This is a genomic window from Paracoccus albicereus, assembly GCF_024359525.1.
Taxonomy (GTDB): Bacteria; Pseudomonadota; Alphaproteobacteria; order Rhodobacterales; family Rhodobacteraceae; genus Paracoccus; species Paracoccus albicereus.
Window position 1 is genome coordinate 257,951 of sequence record NZ_JAKZEU010000003.1, and the last position, 17,260, is coordinate 275,210.

The 17,260-nt window shown below is 65.6% G+C and carries 17 protein-coding genes; 6 read left to right on the forward strand and 11 right to left on the reverse strand.

The window, feature by feature from the left end; genetic code table 11:
- Nucleotides 1-10: 10 nt before the first annotated feature.
- Together rpsB and MLD63_RS10120 are read right to left on the reverse strand one after the other, a co-directional pair.
- Nucleotides 11-814, reverse strand: a complete 804-nt coding sequence (gene rpsB, locus MLD63_RS10115; protein ID WP_255329782.1) for a 30S ribosomal protein S2 — start codon at nucleotides 812-814, stop codon at nucleotides 11-13.
- A gap of 162 nt (nucleotides 815-976) precedes the next feature.
- Nucleotides 977-2,521, reverse strand: coding sequence for a trimethylamine methyltransferase family protein (locus MLD63_RS10120; RefSeq protein WP_255329783.1), 1,545 nt, complete (start codon nucleotides 2,519-2,521; stop codon nucleotides 977-979).
- A gap of 189 nt (nucleotides 2,522-2,710) precedes the next feature.
- Between MLD63_RS10120 and eda the strand changes: the two genes are divergently transcribed.
- Both eda and MLD63_RS10130 read left to right on the forward strand, forming a co-directional pair.
- Nucleotides 2,711-3,355, forward strand: coding sequence for a bifunctional 4-hydroxy-2-oxoglutarate aldolase/2-dehydro-3-deoxy-phosphogluconate aldolase (gene eda / locus MLD63_RS10125; protein WP_255329784.1), 645 nt, complete (start codon nucleotides 2,711-2,713; stop codon nucleotides 3,353-3,355).
- The gene (locus MLD63_RS10130; protein ID WP_255329785.1) at nucleotides 3,352-4,557 is read left to right on the forward strand and encodes an MFS transporter; all 1,206 of its coding nucleotides are present in this window, start codon (nucleotides 3,352-3,354) and stop codon (nucleotides 4,555-4,557) included. The genes eda and MLD63_RS10130 overlap by 4 nt, the downstream gene beginning before the upstream one ends.
- Here MLD63_RS10130 and xseA read toward each other — a convergent pair.
- On the reverse strand, nucleotides 4,554-6,119 hold the full coding sequence (gene xseA / locus MLD63_RS10135) for an exodeoxyribonuclease VII large subunit (RefSeq protein WP_255329786.1): 1,566 nt from the start codon (nucleotides 6,117-6,119) through the stop codon (nucleotides 4,554-4,556). The two genes, MLD63_RS10130 and xseA, sit on opposite strands and share 4 nt — an antisense overlap.
- An 88-nt stretch (nucleotides 6,120-6,207) precedes the next feature.
- On the opposite strand from xseA, the gene purD reads away from it, so the two are divergent.
- Both purD and MLD63_RS10145 read left to right on the forward strand, forming a co-directional pair.
- The gene (gene purD / locus MLD63_RS10140; RefSeq protein WP_255329787.1) at nucleotides 6,208-7,467 is read left to right on the forward strand and encodes a phosphoribosylamine--glycine ligase; all 1,260 of its coding nucleotides are present in this window, start codon (nucleotides 6,208-6,210) and stop codon (nucleotides 7,465-7,467) included.
- A 79-nt stretch (nucleotides 7,468-7,546) separates the two neighbouring features.
- A complete protein-coding gene (locus MLD63_RS10145; RefSeq protein WP_255329788.1) occupies nucleotides 7,547-8,122 on the forward strand; it encodes a GNAT family N-acetyltransferase in 576 nt (191 codons plus the stop codon).
- Between the two features lie 2 nt (nucleotides 8,123-8,124).
- Here MLD63_RS10145 and MLD63_RS10150 read toward each other — a convergent pair whose 3' ends face one another.
- Nucleotides 8,125-9,144 (reverse strand): ribose-phosphate pyrophosphokinase, encoded by a 1,020-nt coding sequence (locus tag MLD63_RS10150; protein ID WP_255329789.1) that lies wholly within the window; start codon nucleotides 9,142-9,144, stop codon nucleotides 8,125-8,127.
- A 101-nt stretch (nucleotides 9,145-9,245) separates the two neighbouring features.
- Here MLD63_RS10150 and MLD63_RS10155 point away from each other — a divergent pair, with 101 nt between their 5' ends.
- Together MLD63_RS10155 and MLD63_RS10160 are read left to right on the forward strand one after the other, a co-directional pair.
- Nucleotides 9,246-9,845, forward strand: a complete 600-nt coding sequence (locus MLD63_RS10155) for a 2-hydroxychromene-2-carboxylate isomerase (protein ID WP_255329790.1) — start codon at nucleotides 9,246-9,248, stop codon at nucleotides 9,843-9,845.
- A complete protein-coding gene (locus tag MLD63_RS10160; RefSeq protein WP_255329791.1) occupies nucleotides 9,842-10,618 on the forward strand; it encodes an alpha/beta fold hydrolase in 777 nt (258 codons plus the stop codon). Before MLD63_RS10155 ends, MLD63_RS10160 begins: the two co-directional genes overlap by 4 nt.
- On the opposite strand, the gene MLD63_RS10165 is transcribed toward MLD63_RS10160, so the two are convergent.
- The 7 genes from MLD63_RS10165 to murB form a co-directional block, all read right to left on the reverse strand.
- Entirely contained in the window at nucleotides 10,615-10,959 is a 345-nt protein-coding gene (locus MLD63_RS10165; RefSeq protein WP_255329792.1) for an H-type lectin domain-containing protein, read from the reverse strand. The two genes, MLD63_RS10160 and MLD63_RS10165, sit on opposite strands and share 4 nt — an antisense overlap.
- A 117-nt stretch (nucleotides 10,960-11,076) precedes the next feature.
- The gene (locus MLD63_RS10170; protein WP_255329793.1) at nucleotides 11,077-11,523 is read right to left on the reverse strand and encodes a F0F1 ATP synthase subunit epsilon; all 447 of its coding nucleotides are present in this window, start codon (nucleotides 11,521-11,523) and stop codon (nucleotides 11,077-11,079) included.
- A 9-nt stretch (nucleotides 11,524-11,532) separates the two neighbouring features.
- Nucleotides 11,533-12,957, reverse strand: a complete 1,425-nt coding sequence (gene atpD, locus MLD63_RS10175) for a F0F1 ATP synthase subunit beta (RefSeq protein WP_255329794.1) — start codon at nucleotides 12,955-12,957, stop codon at nucleotides 11,533-11,535.
- Between the two features lie 20 nt (nucleotides 12,958-12,977).
- A complete protein-coding gene (locus tag MLD63_RS10180; protein ID WP_255329795.1) occupies nucleotides 12,978-13,868 on the reverse strand; it encodes a F0F1 ATP synthase subunit gamma in 891 nt (296 codons plus the stop codon).
- 12 nt (nucleotides 13,869-13,880) lie between these two features.
- On the reverse strand, nucleotides 13,881-15,416 hold the full coding sequence (atpA, locus tag MLD63_RS10185) for a F0F1 ATP synthase subunit alpha (RefSeq protein WP_255329796.1): 1,536 nt from the start codon (nucleotides 15,414-15,416) through the stop codon (nucleotides 13,881-13,883).
- Nucleotides 15,416-15,976 carry a F0F1 ATP synthase subunit delta gene (locus MLD63_RS10190; RefSeq protein WP_255329797.1) on the reverse strand — a complete coding sequence of 187 codons (561 nt, stop codon included), beginning with the start codon at nucleotides 15,974-15,976 and terminating at the stop codon, nucleotides 15,416-15,418. The genes atpA and MLD63_RS10190 overlap by 1 nt, the downstream gene beginning before the upstream one ends.
- Before the next feature lie 194 nt (nucleotides 15,977-16,170).
- Nucleotides 16,171-17,109: a UDP-N-acetylmuramate dehydrogenase gene (gene murB / locus MLD63_RS10195; RefSeq protein WP_255329798.1), complete on the reverse strand. Its 939-nt coding sequence runs from the start codon at nucleotides 17,107-17,109 to the stop codon at nucleotides 16,171-16,173.
- Between the last annotated feature and the right edge of the window lie 151 nt (nucleotides 17,110-17,260).

Genomic DNA, 17,260 nt, shown 5'->3' on the forward strand with positions numbered 1-17,260 from the left:
GCCAGGCCGCTTACGCGTCGGCGGTCGCCTGTTCGTCGGCCTTCGCCGCAGCCTCGCCGTCGTCCAGTTCTTCAGCGGGGGCTTCGGCCAGCGCGCCGACGTCGACGCCTGCGGCGCCCATCTGAGCCGACATGCCGTCCAGGGCAGCGCGGGCGGCCAGATCGCAGTAAAGCGCGATGGCGCGGGCGGCGTCGTCGTTGCCCGGAATGATGTAGTCGATGCCCTCGGGCGAGCAGTTGGTGTCGACCACGGCCACAACCGGAATACCCAGCTTGCGAGCTTCCAGAACGGCGAGGTCTTCCTTGTTCACGTCGATGACGAAGAGCAGGTCGGGCAGGCCGCCCATGTCGCGGATACCGCCAAGGCTCGCCTGCAGTTTCGCCTGCTCACGCTCGAGACCCAGACGTTCCTTCTTGGTCAGGCCTTCGGCGCCGTGACCCATTGTCTCGTCGATGGCCTTCAGGCGGCTGATCGACTGGCTGACGGTTTTCCAGTTGGTCAGCGTACCGCCCAGCCAGCGGTGGTTCATGTAGAACTGTGCCGACTTTTCCGCCGCATCCGCGATCGGACGCTGCGCCTGACGCTTGGTGCCGACGAACAGCACGCGACCGCCCTTGGCGACGGTGTCGCGGATGACCTTCAGAGCCTGATCCAGCATCGGGACGGTCTGGGTCAGGTCGACGATATGGATGCCGTTGCGGTCGCCATAGATGAACTCGCCCATGCGGGGATTCCACCGCTGAGTCTGGTGACCGTAGTGAACGCCAGCTTCCAAGAGCTGACGCATGGAGAATTCGGGGAGCGCCATGTCCATGTCCTTTCCGGTTTGCGCCTCGGCAGGGGGTTTCAGGCTTTCGCCCAACCGGTGGACCGATCGCGGATGTCTCCCGCGAGGGCCCGCCCCTGCCTGTGAAGTGAGCGCGACATAGGCGATCGCCCGCCCTATTGCAAGCCGTGAAAGCGCGTGTTTCGCGCCCTACATGAATGCGTCGGCGACCGCAGCCTTTTTCTGCGCCACGTAATCGGCCAATGCCTCGGCCCGACCCGGATCCAGCGCAGGGGCCTGATATTCGCCCAGCATCCGCTCGACCTTGACCGCGGCCAGCGTCGCGGTGTCGCGGGCGCCTTCCTCGAACCACGTCTCGAAGGGTTTGTAGTCGAAGATGCCCGTGCGCCAGAACGCGTCCTTGAAGTTGGCTTGGGTGTGGGCAGAGCCCAGGTAGTGCCCGCCAGGACCGACCTCGCGCAGCGCGTCCATCGCCTGCCCGTTTTCGGACATGTCGATCCCGCGTGCCATCTGATGCAGGATACCAAGCTGATCGGCGTCCATCACATATTTCTCGTAGCTGCTGACCAGCCCGCCTTCCAGCCAGCCACAGGCGTGCAGCATGAAGTTCACACCCGCCAGCAGACCGATATTGAGCGTGTTCGCCGTCTCGTAGGCGGCTTGCGCATCCGGCAGTTTCGAGCCGCAGAATGACCCGGCCGAGCGGTAGGGCAGCCCCATCCGCCGCGCCAGCTGACCGGCACCCAGCGTGATCTGCGCCGCTTCCGGCGTGCCGAAGGTCGGGGCGCCCGAATTCATGTCGATCGAGGTCACGAAGGCGCCGAAGATCACCGGCGCGCCCTTGCGGATCAGCTGGCTGTAGGCAACGCCCGCCATCACCTCGGCCAGCACCTGCGTCAGCGTGCCCGCGACGCTGACCGGCGCCATCGCACCACCGACGATGAACGGGCTGACGATGCAGGCCTGATTGGCGCGGGCATAGACCTCCAGCGCGCCCATCATGATCCCGTCGAAGGTCAGCGGGCTGTTGATGTTGATGAGGCTGGTCATCACCGTGTTCTGGTCGACGAAATCATCACCGAACAGGATCTTCGACATCTCGACCGAATCCGCCGCCCGCGACGGGTCGGTGACCGAGCCCATATAGGGCTTGTCCGACAGCGTCATGTGGGCGTGAAGCATGTCCAGATGGCGCTTGTTCACCGCCACGTCGGTCGGTTCGCAGACGGTCCCACCGCTGTGGTGGACCCATTTCGACATCTGCCCGAGCTTCACGAAGTTGCGGAAATCCGCGATCGTGGCATAGCGCCGTCCGCCCGCCTGATCGCGCACGAAGGGCGGACCGTAAACCGGAGCCAGGACCAGATTGCGGCCGCCGATCTCGACGTTCCGCTCGGCGTTGCGGGCATGCTGGGTGAAGGTGCGTGGCGCGGTCTTGCACAATTCGCGCGCCAGACCCTTGGGGATACGGACACGTTCGCCGGTCACGTCAGCGCCGGCTTCCTTCCACAGGCGCAGGGCCTCGGGATTTTCGACGAAGTTGACGCCGATCTCTTCCAGCACCGTGTCGGCGTTGGCCTCGATGATCTCCATCGCCTCGTCGTTCAGAATCTCGAGGTTCGGGATGTTGCGGGTGATAAAGCGCGAGAATTCCGTGCGCACCGCAGTCCGTTCGGCGCGGCGCACCGCGCCCCCGCCGCCGCGGCGGCCCCTGCGTTCGGTTGCATCATCCATCGCGAGTCTCCCTTCCTTCTGTCGCCTGTCTAGGCGCAGCGCCTGTGCGTAAGCCGCGTGTTTGCGTCACAGGGCGTCCGCAAAACGACATGCCGCCTGTGCCTTGCACCCCGCAAGCCCGAAAGCCGCGCTTGCATCCAAGGTCGCGCGGCGTCACGTTGGCGCGAAATCGCAAGCAGAGGTGGCGCCATGACCCCGAACGAGCAATCGCGGCAGACAAAAGAGCTGTGCGGACTGGCGCCGGTGATCCCTGTGATCGTCATCAAGGACGCGGCCAAGGCGGAAGGGCTTGCGACCGCGCTGGTGTCCGGTGGCCTGCCGGTGCTGGAGATCACGCTGCGCACCCCCGCCGCGCTGGATGCGATCCGCGCCATGGCGAAGGTCGCGGGCGGTCACGTCGGTGCGGGAACCGTGCTGACGGCAGATGATGCAAAGCGCGCGCAGGATGCGGGCGCGACGTTTGCCGTCTCGCCTGGCCTCACGGATACGCTCATCACCGCATGCAGCGATATCGGACTGCCGCTGCTGCCTGGCGCCGTCACTGCGTCCGAGGTGATGGCGGCGATGGACGCGGGCTACGACATGCTGAAGTTCTTCCCGGCCGAAGCGGCCGGCGGTGCACCGGTCCTGAAGTCGCTGGCCGGACCGCTGCCGCAGGTGACGTTCTGCCCGACCGGCGGCGTATCGACCGCGAACGCGCGGGATTATCTGTCGCTGCCGAATGTGATCTGCGTCGGCGGAAGCTGGGTGGCCGGCGATGCCGATGTCGAGGCCGGCAACTGGTCCGAGATCGAGGCGAAGGCGCGCGAAGCCGCAGGGCTTGCCCGCGCATGAGCGCAGGCCTCGCGCGCGCCCGACGCAATGTCGTGGTGCTGATCCTCGCGCAGGCGTTTCTGGGCGCGCAGCTTCCGGTCAACTTCATCATCGGCGGACTGGCCGGGCAGATGCTCGCGCCCAATCCTTGTCTAGCGACGCTGCCGATTTCGATGATCATTCTGGGCACCGCGCTGTCCGCGCGGCCGATGGCCGGCTACATGCAGCGGAACGGTCGCCGCGCGGGTTTCACGCTTGCGGTGATGGCCGGGGCCTGCGGTGCGCTGGTTCAGGCTTCGGGTCTCTATCTCGGCTCGTTCTGGCTGCTGATCGCAGGGTCTACGCTGACGGGCATCTACATGGCAGCCCACGCCTTCTATCGCTTTGCCGCGACCGACACCGCACCCCCTGAATTCGAGGCGAACGCGATCAGCTGGGTCATGGCCGGTGGACTTGCCGGTGCGATTATCGGGCCTGCCTTGGTGCGCCTGACCAACGACATGACCGCAATCCCGTTTCTGGGGACCTACATGGCGGTGGTGCTGCTGAACCTGACAGGACCGATCCTGTTTTCCTTCCTAGACATCCCCAAGCCGCCGGCGCCCAATCCCGATGCGCCACAGGGCCGCTCGCTCGCCACGATCCTGCGCACACCGGTGGTCATCGTGTCGATGATCTGCGCGATGGTGTCTTACGCGCTGATGAACCTGGTGATGACGTCGACCCCGCTTGCGGTCGTCGGCTGCGGCTTCCGACCGGAAAACGCCGCCGACATCGTCTCGGGTCACGTTCTGGCAATGTATGCACCATCGTTCTTCACCGGTGCGCTGATCCGTCGCTTCGGTACTACCCGCATCGTCGCGATAGGGCTCGCAATCCTCGCGGGCGCTGGCGCGGTCGCCATCGCGGGCGTCACCCTGACCAACTTCTTCGTCGCCCTGGCCCTTCTGGGGATCGGCTGGAACTTCGGCTATATCGGCGCAACGGCGATGCTGGCCCGCGCGCATTCGCCGGAAGAGCGCGGACGTGTGCAGGGAATGAACGACATGTTCGTCTTTGGCGGGGTCTTCCTGGCATCGCTGTCATCGGGTGGATTGATGAACTGCGCGGGCGGCACCGCGCAGGCGGGCTGGGTCGCGGTGAACCTCGCGATGATCCCCTTCCTCGTCCTTGCCGGAGCATCGCTGATCTGGCTGGCGCGCAGGCGGAACGTGGCCGTCTAGAACAGCGACTTCTGCTGGGGTTTTGACGCAGGCTTGCTGCGTTTCGTCGCACGACGCGGCATGGCGGGAAGGCGGCCGTCGGCGAACTCGATCTCGAATTCGGGCATTCGCTCAGCCTCGGCCGCTGTCGCGATCAAACCGCCCGGACCGTGAACCACGGCAAAGCCGCGCTTGAGCGTCTCGGTGTAACCCAGCGTCTGCCGGGTCCGGTCCAGCCGAAGCAGCGCCTCGCGCCGGATCGTGATGATGCGACGCAGCGCGGCGGGCAGTCGCGCGTCCAGTTCGCGCAGACGCGCGCCTTGCACGGTGACCGCCCGGCTCGTCGCAGCCACCACACGGCGCAGCGAGCCGTCGAGCCGCTCTCCCAGATGCTCCACCCGTGTGCTGCGCCGTTCGATCTGACGCTCGGCAATTGTTGCAAGGCGCGCGCCCTGCCCTTCCATTGCGTGTCGCTTGCGGGCTGTGAAGCCGCGCAGCGTAGCCGCGGGTATCGGCCGCGCCTGAAGCTGCTGGCGGCGCATCCGCACCAGCCCGCGCAGCGCGGGATCGAGGCGGCCGGACCACAGGTCGAGCCGCTGGCGCGCGCCTTCGGTCAGTGCGCCGGGACGCCCCATCGCGCGGGCCAGGTCGCGCAGCCGTTGTCGCGGTCGTCGAATCCGGTCGGCTCCGGCGCGGCCCATGCGCGCCCCGCATTCGGCCAGCCGTGCAGCCAATTCGGCGCGAACCGGCACCGCGATCTCGGCTGCTGCCGTTGGCGTCGGTGCGCGCCGGTCGGCGGCAAAGTCGATCAGCGTGGTGTCGGTCTCGTGCCCCACGGCGGAAATCAGCGGGATGGCGCTTTCGGCGGCGGCGCGGACGACAACCTCTTCGTTGAAGCCCCACAGATCCTCAAGGCTGCCGCCGCCCCTTGCCACGATCAGCAGATCGGGACGCGGCAGCGCCCCTTGCGCGTCCAGCGCGTTGAAGCCGCGGATCGCCGCCGCAACCTGCCCTGCGCAGGCATCGCCCTGCACCGCGACCGGCCAGATCAGCACACGGGTCGGAAAACGGTCGCGGAGCCGGTGCAGGATGTCGCGGATCACCGCGCCCGACGGCGAGGTGACGACACCGATCACGCGCGGCAGATAGGGCAGCGCGCGCTTGCGGTCCTGATCGAACAGCCCTTCGGCGGCCAGCGCCTTGCGGCGCTTGTCCAGCATCGCCATCAACGCGCCCGCGCCTGCAATCTCGATCTGGTCGGCGATCAACTGGTATTTCGATTGTCCGGGAAAGGTCGTCAGCCGGCCCGTCGCGATGACCTCGATCCCCTCTTCGGGCTGCTGCGACAGCCGGGCAACCTGCCCCTTCCAGACCACCGCGGCCATGACGGCGCGGTCGTCCTTGAGATCGAAATAGGCATGACCCGACGACGGCCGGGAGACGCGCCCGATCTCGCCCCGGATGCGGACGCGACCGAAGCGTTCCTCGATCACCCGCTTCACCGCACCGGAGATTTCCGAAACGGTGAATTCCGGCGCGTTGCTGCCCGGCCCGGCACTGCCTTCGTCGTCGATCAGATCCATTCGACAGCTATGACCAGCGCCGCCGCCCGTTGCAAGCGCGCGACCCTTTGCCTAGAGGTTCGGCGTCCCGACAGAAGCGAGGTCGCGCGTGAACATCCTGATCCTGGGCTCCGGCGGGCGCGAGCATGCGCTGGCTTGGGCGATCCGGCAGAACCCGAAATGCGACCGGCTGATCGTCGCGCCAGGCAACGCGGGGATCGCCGATGTTGCCGAGTGCATGACGATCGACCCCAATTCGCGGGCGGCGGTGCTGGAACTGGCCGAGGCGAACTCGATCGATTTGGTGGTGATCGGCCCAGAGGCGCCGCTGGCCGCCGGCGTCGGAGACGCGCTGCGGAGCGCAGGTTTTCTGGTCTTCGGCCCAGACAAGGCCGCCGCGCAGCTTGAGGCGAGCAAAAGCTTCACCAAGGAGATCTGCGACGCCAGCAACGCGCCGACCGCCGCATGGGCCCGATTCACCGAAGCCGAGCCCGCGCTTGCCTATCTGCGAGAGCAAGGCGCCCCCATCGTGGTCAAGGCGGACGGTCTGGCCGCCGGAAAGGGCGTGACTGTCGCCGAAACGGTTACGGATGCCGAAGCGGCGGTCCGCGACATCTTCGACGGCGCGTTCGGCGACATGTCGGTTGTGATCGAGGAATTCATGGACGGTGAAGAGGCGAGCTTCTTCGTCCTGGTCGATGGTGAAGACTGCCTGCCGCTGGGCACCGCACAGGACCACAAGCGCGCGTTCGAAGGCGACACCGGACCCAACACCGGCGGCATGGGGGCCTACAGCCCTGCCCCCGTGATGACTTCGGATGTCGAGGCGCAGGTCATGGCGCAAATCGTGCGCCCGACGATCGCCGAGATGGCGCGTCGCGGCACACCGTTCCAAGGCGTGCTGTTCGTCGGGTTGATGGTCAAGGACGGTGCCGCGCGGCTGGTCGAATACAATGTCCGCTTTGGCGATCCGGAATGCCAGGCATTGATGATGCGGCTTGGCGGTCAGGCACTGGACCTGATTCATGCCTGCGCCGAGGGTCGCCTGTCCGAGGTCAGCGTGAACTGGGCCGACGATCATGCGCTGAGCGTTGTCCTTGCGACCAAGGGCTATCCTGGCGACTACGCGAAGGGCAGCGTGATCGGCGGACTGGACCGCATCACCGAAAATTCGTTTCAGATGGTCTTTCACGCCGGCACGGCAGAGCGTGAGGGGCATCTTGTCGCCAATGGCGGACGTGTCCTTGCCGCGACCGGACGCGGGCCGACGCTCGCCGAAGCGCACCGTCGCGCCTACGAATTGGTCGATCTGATCGACTGGCCAGACGGATTTTGTCGCCGTGACATCGGATGGCGGGCGCTGGACTGACCGCCCAACGATCGGCCCGACGAATATGTGATGCCGCGTCACGATTGACGAAACGCCCTGCGATACCGATCTAGCGGTCATGCCGCAGCGCAGCAAAAGACCGGACGACACGAGCCTCTTGGCTGACACCAAGGTCGAAGGTCCGCGGGGACTCGACCTGCTGACACCGCTTGCCGACAAGGTACGCGTCCGCGGTCTCGATCCCGGCGATGCGACACTGCTGACGGATCATCTTCTCAGGTTACCAGCCCGCGATCTCTCCACGCGCTTTCACGGTGGCATGTCCGACGATTCCGTTCGCAGCTACGTCGCGCGGATCAACTGGCGCGATACGCTGATCTTCGGCGCCTTCATCGAAGGGCAATTGCGTGCCGTGGCCGAGCTTATCCTGCCAGCGCGCGGCGCCGAGGGGGAGGTCGCGGTGTCGGTCGAGGCGCCGTTCCAGCGGATGGGACTGGGGCGCGTTCTGGTGCTGGCCGCCATCCTCGCCGCGCGTCGGGTCGGGTTGCAGACGATTCGTCTGACCTATCAGCCCAGGAACTTCGCCATGCGCGCCCTGGCAGCCGAACTGGGCGCCAAGTCCGCCGGTGAAAGCCAGCAGATCGACGGCGTCGTCCGAATCCTTCAGCGAGGCGAAAACCGCCCCGGCGCCTGATCTCAGCCGTTCGAATAGAGCCCCTCGTAGATCGGGCCCAGCGTATCCGTTTCGAACAAAGAGCTGACCGAGGTTCCGTTCCAGATGTTGAGGATCGCCTGCGCGAACATGGGCGCGGTCGGCACGATGCGGATGTTCGGGGCCTGCTTCACCGCCTCGGATGGCTGGATCGAGTCCGTGATGACCAGCGACTTCATCACCGAATTGCTGATCCGCTCGACCGCAGGACCGCTGAGGACGCCGTGGCTGATGTAGGCGTGAACCTCGGTCGCGCCGTTGTCGACCAGCAGCTGTGCGGCTTTCACCAGCGTGCCGGCCGTGTCGCACATGTCGTCGACGATGATGCAGACCTTGCCTTCGACATCACCGATGACGGTCATCTCGGCCACTTCACCCGCCTTCTCACGCCGCTTGTCCACGATCGATAGCGGCGCCCCGATCCGCTGGGCCAGCTCGCGCGCGCGTGCCACGCCGCCGACATCGGGCGAGACGACCATCAGATCGTTCATGCGACCCTTGAAGTGATGCTGTGCGTCCAACGCAAAGACCGGCGCGGCGTAAAGGTTGTCCACCGGCACGTCGAAGAAGCCCTGGATCTGTGCCGCGTGCAGATCGAGCGTCAGCACCCGGTCGACCCCCGCCTTCTGCAGCAGGTTGGCGACCAGCTTGGCGCTGATCGGGGTGCGGGCCTTGGCGCGACGATCCTGTCGCGCATAGCCGAAATAGGGAATGACCGCGGTGATCCGGTCGGCCGAGCTGCGCCGCAGCGCGTCGGTCATGATCAGCAGTTCCATCAGGTTGTCGTTCGCCGGGTTCGAGGTCGGCTGGATGATATACATGTCCTCGCCGCGAACATTCTCGAAGACCTCGACGAAAATCTCCTGATCGTTGAACCGCTCGACCCGCGCATCCACCAGGCTGACATTCATGCCCCTGTGCATCGACATGCGGCGGGCGATCGCGGCGGCCAGTGGCTGGTTGGCATTGCCGGCGATCAGCTTCGGTTCGGTCATGGCGGGCATGGGCGGCCTTTATGTCGGGATTCGCGAGGATTGCGCAGCAAGTAGCACCCGGATAGCTTGCCCGCAAACCTTGATGCGGTCGGACAAAGGACAAGCGGCGGATGGCGCATATCGACTATTATCTCGCGACGCTCAGCCCCTGGTGCTACCTCGCCGGTGACCGGCTGGAGCAACTGGCCGCCAAGCATGGCGCAACGCTGACCTATAAACCCATCGATCCGTTGGTGTTGTTCGATCGCACAGGGGGCACCCGCCCCGCCGAACGGCATGCCAATCGCGTGGAGTATCGCGCCCAGGACCTGACGCGTTGGGCGAAGGAACTGGATATTCCGTTCAATCTCAATCCTGCCTTCATGCAGGTCAACGGGGCGCCATCTTCCTATGCCATCATCGCGGCGCAGGACGCAGGCGGCGGTGACGTAGGCAAGCTGGTGCAGGCGATCCTGCGCGCCCGCTGGGCCGAGGATCGTGACATCAGCGATGACGCGGTGCTGCGCGATTGCCTGTCGGCCAGCGGCTTCGATCCGGGACTTGTCGACAGCGGTCTGTTGCTGGGCGCGGAAACCTATGCCCGCAATCTCGACCAGGCGGTCGCGGCGGGCGTCTTTGGCGTGCCGTTCTACATCGTGCGCGAAAGCGATCAGCGGTTCTGGGGTCAGGATCGGCTGGACTTCCTCGACGGGCATCTGGCCAGCCTGTGAGCGGCATTCACGCACGGCACTGGCCGGGCGATCCGGACCGCCCGGCCCTGGCCTTGCACTGCATGCTGGCCAGCGGAGGCTATTGGGGTGCCATTGCCGAAGCGCTGGACGGGCGCATCGACCTGAAGGGGTTCGACATGCCCTCTCACGGGCGAAGCGACGCCTGGACACCGGGCGAAGGCGATCCCGACTTCCACACGGCCGTTACCCGCATCGCGGCGAGCTTCATCAACCGGCCGCTGGATCTGATCGGTCACAGCATGGGCGCTGTGGTGGCCTTGCGCATCGCTGTCGCTGCACCCGAGGCGATCCGCAGCCTGACGTTGATCGAGCCGGTGCTGTTCGCTGCGGCTGACGATCCTGCGCAGAAGGCGCAGGACGAGGCGATGGCGCGGATGCTGGCCGCTGGTCAGATCGAGGATGCGACGCGCTCCTTCATCGACCTGTGGGGCAGCCAGCCCTACGACGCGCTGCCGCCGCGCGCACAGGCGCAGATGCGTGACCGGATCGGTCTGATTGCAAATATCGCAGACACGCAATGCCGTGACAGCGCGAACATCCTGCGCCCGGGCGGACTGGAGGCGATCGAGGCGCCGGTGATGCTGATCGCGGGTGCAGAATCGCCACCGGTGATTGCCGCAATCGCGGAGGCACTGGCCGCGCGACTGCCCGATGTCGGGCGTGCGACCGTTCCCGGTGCGGGCCATATGGTCCCGATCACCCATCCGGCCGAAGTCGCTGGTCTGATCGGCGTCAATCTGGACCGCGCCTAAAGGCGGAAATCGTCCTCGTTCGCGATTGGACCGATCGCGAGCCATTCTGCGCGGGCGCGCGCGATCCGGGTGTCACCCCAGGTGCGGAACACGATTTCGAATCCCGATCCGGTCACACGATCAGCGATGATGTCGGCGCGCTGGTTCGATGCCGACGCGAAGTCCCACATCGACATTGCGACATGGACGACAGGCGGGTTCTGAAAGGGTTCGTCGAAGGTGACGGCCTGCCTGACGACGCGCTGGCCATCACCGGTCCACATCTCTCCGCCGTCTTCGCACGCCGAGAAGAGCATGGCCGTTCCACGCGCGACGCCGACAGTCCCACTGGTGAATCGCATCAAAGCGGATGACCTCGCCCTTCTTCATGCAGCACAAAGACTAGTCATGAATGAAAACGCCCCGGTCAAGCCGGGGCGCTGGTCTTGGGACCTGTAGAAAAGGTCAATTGCCGTGCATCACGCGGGTGCGGAAGCCTGGTTGGGATCCAGCCCGATATGGGTGCCCATCGCTTCCATGTCGGCCAGCAGCTTGACGGCCGCTGCGACGATCTCTTCGCCGGTGTCGTGCTTCTCTTCGACAGCCTTCCGGCGACGATGCGCCTCGGCCATCATGTCGTTGAACACATCCTGCGTCATTTCATCGCGCGGATGCCCACGCTCTGCCAGCAGACTCACGGATTCGCCGTTGATTTCGGCAAAGCCGCCCGTCACCGCGAATTCGGTCTCGGTCCCGCCCTCATCGACGACGGTGACCATGCCCGGACGCAGCGTGACGATGACGGGCGCGTGGCCCGGCATCGCCGTCAGATCGCCATCGGTTCCGGGCAGGCGAACCTCACGCACCGGAACGGAGACAAGGCTCCGTTCGGGCGAGACGAGGTCGAACTGCATCACATCGGCCATGACGCCCCCTTATGCCGCCTGCGAGGCGAGACGCTCGGCCTTGGCCTTCACGTCGTCGATCCCGCCAACCATATAGAAGGCGGCTTCGGGAAGGTGATCGTACTCGCCGGCGACGACCGCCTTGAACGACGAGATCGTGTCCTCGATCGGAACCTGAACGCCGTCGGAGCCGGTGAAGACCTTGGCGACGTCGAAGGGCTGCGACAGGAAGCGCTGGATCTTGCGCGCGCGCGCCACGGTCAGTTTGTCCTCTTCGGACAGTTCGTCCATCCCGAGGATCGCGATGATGTCCTGCAGCGACTTGTAGCGCTGAAGAATCCCCTGAACGTCACGGGCGACCTGGTAGTGCTCTTCGCCGACGACGGCCGGGTCGAGGATCCGGCTGTTCGAGTCGAGCGGGTCCACCGCCGGGTAGATGCCCAGTTCCGAGATCGCGCGCGACAGAACGGTCGTGGCGTCGAGGTGGGCGAAGGTCGTGGCCGGTGCAGGGTCGGTGAGGTCGTCGGCCGGAACGTAGACGGCCTGGATCGAGGTGATCGAGCCCTTCTTGGTCGAGGTGATGCGTTCCTGCATCGCGCCCATGTCGGTGGCCAGCGTCGGCTGATAGCCCACGGCGGACGGGATGCGGCCCAGCAGCGCCGACACTTCCGAGCCGGCCTGCGTGAAGCGGAAGATGTTATCCACGAAGAACAGAACGTCGGTCCCGGTCGCGTCGCGGAACTGTTCTGCCAGCGTCAGGCCGGTCAGCGCGACGCGCATCCGTGCCCCCGGAGGCTCGTTCATCTGGCCGTAAACCAGCGCAACCTGCGATTCCGAGATGTTGTCGGGCTTGATGACGCCAGATTCGATCATCTCGTGGTAAAGGTCGTTGCCTTCACGGGTGCGCTCGCCAACGCCCGCGAACACGGAATAACCCGAGTGCACTTTGGCAATGTTGTTGATCAGCTCCATGATCAGAACGGTCTTGCCCACGCCGGCACCGCCGAAAAGGCCGATCTTGCCGCCCTTCGAATAGGGCGCCAGCAGGTCGATGACCTTGATGCCGGTGACGAGGATTTCCGAGCTGGTCGCCTGCGCAGCGAAGTCGGGCGCGGGCTGGTGGATGGCGCGGGTTTCGGTCGCCTCGACCGGGCCGCCTTCGTCCACGGGCTCACCCACGACGTTGATGATGCGGCCCAGCGTCGCGTCGCCGACCGGAACCGAAATCGGCTCGCCCAGATCGCTGACCGACTGACCGCGGACCAGACCTTCGGTCGCGTCCATGGCGATCGTGCGGACGGTGTTCTCGCCCAGGTGCTGCGCCACTTCCAACACCAGCCGCTTGCCGTTGTTGTCGGTTTCCAGCGCGTTCAGGATCGCCGGCAGGTGGTCCTCGAACTGAACGTCCACGACCGCACCGATGACCTGCGTGATCTTACCTTTGGCCTCTGCCATCTGTTTCATCCCCTTCGCGGTCAGAGCGCCTCGGCGCCCGAAATGATTTCAATGAGTTCCTTGGTGATCGCGGCCTGACGCGAGCGGTTGTACTCGGTCGTCAGCCTGTCGATCATGTCGCCGGCGTTGCGCGTGGCGTTGTCCATCGCGGTCATCCGCGCGCCCTGTTCAGACGCGGCGTTTTCCAGCAGCGCGGCAAAGATCTGCGTCGCGACGGAACGCGGCAGCAGATCGGCCAGCAGCGCATCCTCGCCCGGCTCGTAATCGTATTGCGCACCGGCACCGCCACCCGCAGCTTCCCCGTTCTCGCCCTCGGGCGCCTCGGCGGGAATGATCTGCTTGGCAGTCGGAACCTGGCTGATCACCGATTCAAAGCGGTTGTAGAAGATCGTCGCCACGTCGAAGCCACCGTCGTCGAAACGGTTCAGCACCTCATCCGCGATCTCGCGCGCATTGGCGTAGGCCACGCGCTTGACCTCGGACAGGTCGACGTGATGGACGAACGCATCCGCAAAATCGCGCTTCAGCTGTTCACGTCCCTTCTTGCCGACGGTCATGATCTCGACCGTCTTGCCGTTGCCGCGCAGACGCTCGGCACGCTGCCGCGCAAGCTTGGCGATGGAGCTGTTGAAGCCTCCTGCCAGACCACGCTCGGCCGTCATCACGACCAGCAGGTGCTTGTCGCCACGACCGGTCCCGGCCAGCAGCCGCGGCGCGGTGTCGGACCCGGCCGACCCCGAGGTCAGCCCGGCCATCACCGCGTTCATGCGCTCGGCATATGGGCGCGCAGCCTCCGCCGCTTCTTGCGCGCGGCGCAGCTTGGCGGCGGCGACCATCTGCATCGCCTTCGTGATCTTCCGCGTGTTCTTGACGCTGTCGATCCGGTTTTTCAGGTCCTTGAGGCTGGGCATCGCTCAGTCCTTTCAGGCGTAGGTCTTGGCATAGGCGTCGAGTGCCGCCTTCACCTTGTCCTCGGCATCACCCTTGATCTTGGGATCGTCCTTCGTCAGCCAGTCGAGCAGGTCACCCTGCTGGTTGCGCAGGTACTGCAGCAGACCGTCTTCCCACTTGCCGACCTCGGAAACCGGGATGCTGTCCAGGTAACCGTGGGTGCCCGCATAGATCACGCAGACGATTTCGGCGTTGGTCAGCGGCGAGTATTGCGGCTGCTTCATCAGTTCGGTCAGGCGCGCGCCACGGTTTAGCAGCTTCTGCGTCGCCGCGTCGAGGTCGGAGCCGAACTGCGCGAAGGCCGCCATCTCACGGTACTGCGCCAGCTCCAGCTTGACCGGGCCCGCGACGGATTTCATCGCGTTGGTCTGCGCGGACGAACCCACGCGCGACACGGACAGACCGGTGTTCACAGCCGGGCGGATGCCCTGGAAGAACAGGTCGGTTTCCAGGAAGATCTGGCCATCGGTGATCGAGATCACGTTGGTCGGGATATAGGCCGACACGTCGCCTGCCTGCGTTTCGATGATCGGCAGCGCGGTCAGCGAGCCCGAACCGTTGTTCTCATTCAGCTTGGCAGAACGCTCGAGCAAGCGGCTGTGCAGGTAGAACACGTCGCCCGGATAGGCTTCGCGGCCGGGCGGACGGCGCAGCAGCAGCGACATCTGACGATACGCGACGGCCTGTTTGGACAGGTCATCATAGATCATCAGCGCGTCCATGCCGTTGTCGCGGAAATATTCGCCCATCGCGGTGGCCGAATAAGGCGCGAGATACTGCATCGGCGCGGGGTCCGAAGCGGTGGCCGCGACGATGGTCGTGTAAGCCATCGCGCCTGTTTCCTCGAGCTTCTTCACCAGCTGCGCCACGGTCGAGCGCTTCTGACCAACGGCGACGTAGATGCAGTGCAGCGTCTTCATGCCGTCGTCTTCACGGCCGTTGTAGTTCTTCTGGTTCAGGATCGTGTCGAGCGCGATCGCGGTCTTGCCGGTCTGGCGGTCGCCGATGATCAGTTCGCGCTGGCCGCGGCCAACGGGGATCATGGCGTCGACCGACTTCAGGCCGGTCGCCATCGGCTCGTGGACCGACTTGCGCGGCATGATGCCCGGTGCCTTGCTGTCGGCGACGCGCATCTCGGCGCCTTCGATCGGGCCCTTGCCGTCGATCGGATTGCCCAGTGCATCGACAACGCGGCCCAGCAGGCCCTTGCCGGTCGGCACTTCCACGATGGCGTTGGTCCGCTTGACCGTGTCGCCTTCCTTGATGTCCTGGTCGGTCCCGAAGATCACGACGCCGACGTTGTCGGTTTCGAGGTTCAGAACCATCCCGCGCACGCCGCCCGGGAATTCCACCATCTCGCCGGCCTGGACCTTGTCCAGACCGTAGACGCGGGCGATGCCGTCACCCACCGACAGCACCTGGCCGACTTCGGCAACCTCGGCGTCCTGCCCGAAATTCTTGATCTGATCCTTGAGGATCGCCGAAATCTCGGCAGCCTGGATTCCCATTATCCGACCTCTTTCATGGTATTCTGAAGGGAAGCGAGCTTCGAGCGGACCGACGAGTCGATCATCTGCGAGCCCAGCTTGACGATCATGCCGCCGATGAGACCCTCATCGACGCGTGTGTTCAGCTTGATTTTCTTGCCCGACTTTTCGGACAGCGTATCGGCGAGGCGCTTCTGCTGCGCGTCGTCCAGCGCAACCGCGCTGGTGACGTCGGCCGTCATTTCGCCACGCTCGTTCGCGATCAGGTCCTGCAGGCGGGCGACCAGTTGCGGCAGCACGAAAAGGCGCCTGTTCTGTGCCATCAGCCGCAGCGTGTTCCCGAGGATCGGGCCAAGGTCCATCTTGTCGGCCAGCGCGCCGATGGCACGGCCCTGTTCGGCACGGCTGATCCGGGGTGATGCGATCATCTCGCGCAGGTCCGAGCTGTTCTTGAGCGCGGCATCGAGGTCTGCGACCTGGTTCGCGATCGTGTCCACACCGCCCTGCTCGCGGGCAAGGTCGAAGACGGCCTGAGCGTAACGCCCTGCGATGCTTTGGGAAATCGAACCGGAATTGGCCACAATCGTCCTTTCATCTTAGCCCAGCACCCTGCAGCGAGGCCGGCTGTTGCCGGTCTGGGCAGGGGCTTCAGGTCAGGGGGGTGGCGATGGGCCTCCCCGAAATCTCGCGGCGTCTATAGCGGTTGATTCCCGGCCCTGCAACCGCCTTGCGGCGGCGAATGGCGGGGTTCACGACCTTTGGTCGAGCGCCGCGATCAGGACTGCCCCTCGGGGGCCGGATCGCCGATGCGGATGACCTCCCATCGCAGATCGTGACCGCTGTCTTCGCGCACGCGCCGGCGCACCAACTCGCCCAGAGCCTCGAGGTCCGCGGCGGTCGCGGCACCGGTATTCAGCAGGAAATTCGGATGCTTTTCAGACATCTGCGCCCCGCCCCAGCTTGCGCCGCGCAAGCCGGCCGCGTCGATCACCGACCACGCTTTCAGCTCGTGCGTGTCGGTGGCGTCGCCGGTGCTGGAATAGCCCGCCGGGTTGCGGAAGGTCGAGCCGGCGCTGCGTTCACGGGTCGGCTGGCTGGCGTCGCGGCGGGCGATCTGATCCTCCATCCGGGCATGCAGCGCCTCGGGCTCGCCGGGTGTCGCGCGGAAGCGCGCGCCGGTCAGGACCCAGCCGTCGGGCAGGTCGGACTGGCGATAGGCAAGGTTCAGATCGGCGGCGTCCAGCGTGACGATGCGGCCGTCGCGGGTGACGGCGCGGGCGTCGATCAGGTGATCGGCGACGTAGGTGCCGTAGCAGCCTGCATTCATCCGCACGGCCCCGCCGATGCTGCCGGGGATGGTGCGCAGAAAGGTCAGGTCGAGCCCCGCATCCGCCGCGCGCCGGGCCACATGCGCATCCAGCGAGGCCGCCCCGGCGGTCACGATTTCACCTTCGATTTCAATGGTGTTGAAGGCGCGGCCCAGCCGGATCACGACACCGCGGATGCCGCCGTCGCGCACGATCAGGTTGGAGCCCACGCCCATCGGGAAGACCGGCACGGACGGATCGAGCGCGCCCAGGAATTCGGCCAGATCGTCTTCGTCCGCGGGCTGGAACAGCCAGTCGGCGGGGCCGCCGACGCGAAGCCAGGTCAAGCCGTCCAGGGATCGGTCGGGGGTGAGCGTGCCGCGCACCTCGGGAAGCGTGATGGTCATGGCTTGCTGGTAGTCAGGCTGTGGCGAGGCGTCAACTGAGGCGGTTTATTTCACCCGTTGCGCGATGCTCCGCGCGTTGCTTGCCGCAACAGCCAGCGCACGCTGCCCGATTGACAGCCAGCATTTGCTGCGTTTCAGGCCGCACAGCCCG

Coding starts and splice junctions, on each gene's coding strand:
- rpsB (WP_255329782.1), bottom strand. CDS start 814: ATGGACATGGCGCTCCCCGAATTCTCCATGCGTCAGCTCTTGGAAGCT.
- MLD63_RS10120 (WP_255329783.1), bottom strand. CDS start 2,521: ATGGATGATGCAACCGAACGCAGGGGCCGCCGCGGCGGCGGGGGCGCG.
- eda (WP_255329784.1), top strand. CDS start 2,711: ATGACCCCGAACGAGCAATCGCGGCAGACAAAAGAGCTGTGCGGACTG.
- MLD63_RS10130 (WP_255329785.1), top strand. CDS start 3,352: ATGAGCGCAGGCCTCGCGCGCGCCCGACGCAATGTCGTGGTGCTGATC.
- xseA (WP_255329786.1), bottom strand. CDS start 6,119: ATGGATCTGATCGACGACGAAGGCAGTGCCGGGCCGGGCAGCAACGCG.
- MLD63_RS10145 (WP_255329788.1), top strand. CDS start 7,547: ATGCCGCAGCGCAGCAAAAGACCGGACGACACGAGCCTCTTGGCTGAC.
- MLD63_RS10150 (WP_255329789.1), bottom strand. CDS start 9,144: ATGCCCGCCATGACCGAACCGAAGCTGATCGCCGGCAATGCCAACCAG.
- MLD63_RS10155 (WP_255329790.1), top strand. CDS start 9,246: ATGGCGCATATCGACTATTATCTCGCGACGCTCAGCCCCTGGTGCTAC.
- MLD63_RS10165 (WP_255329792.1), bottom strand. CDS start 10,959: ATGCGATTCACCAGTGGGACTGTCGGCGTCGCGCGTGGAACGGCCATG.
- MLD63_RS10170 (WP_255329793.1), bottom strand. CDS start 11,523: ATGGCCGATGTGATGCAGTTCGACCTCGTCTCGCCCGAACGGAGCCTT.
- atpD (WP_255329794.1), bottom strand. CDS start 12,957: ATGGCAGAGGCCAAAGGTAAGATCACGCAGGTCATCGGTGCGGTCGTG.
- MLD63_RS10180 (WP_255329795.1), bottom strand. CDS start 13,868: ATGCCCAGCCTCAAGGACCTGAAAAACCGGATCGACAGCGTCAAGAAC.
- atpA (WP_255329796.1), bottom strand. CDS start 15,416: ATGGGAATCCAGGCTGCCGAGATTTCGGCGATCCTCAAGGATCAGATC.
- murB (WP_255329798.1), bottom strand. CDS start 17,109: ATGACCATCACGCTTCCCGAGGTGCGCGGCACGCTCACCCCCGACCGA.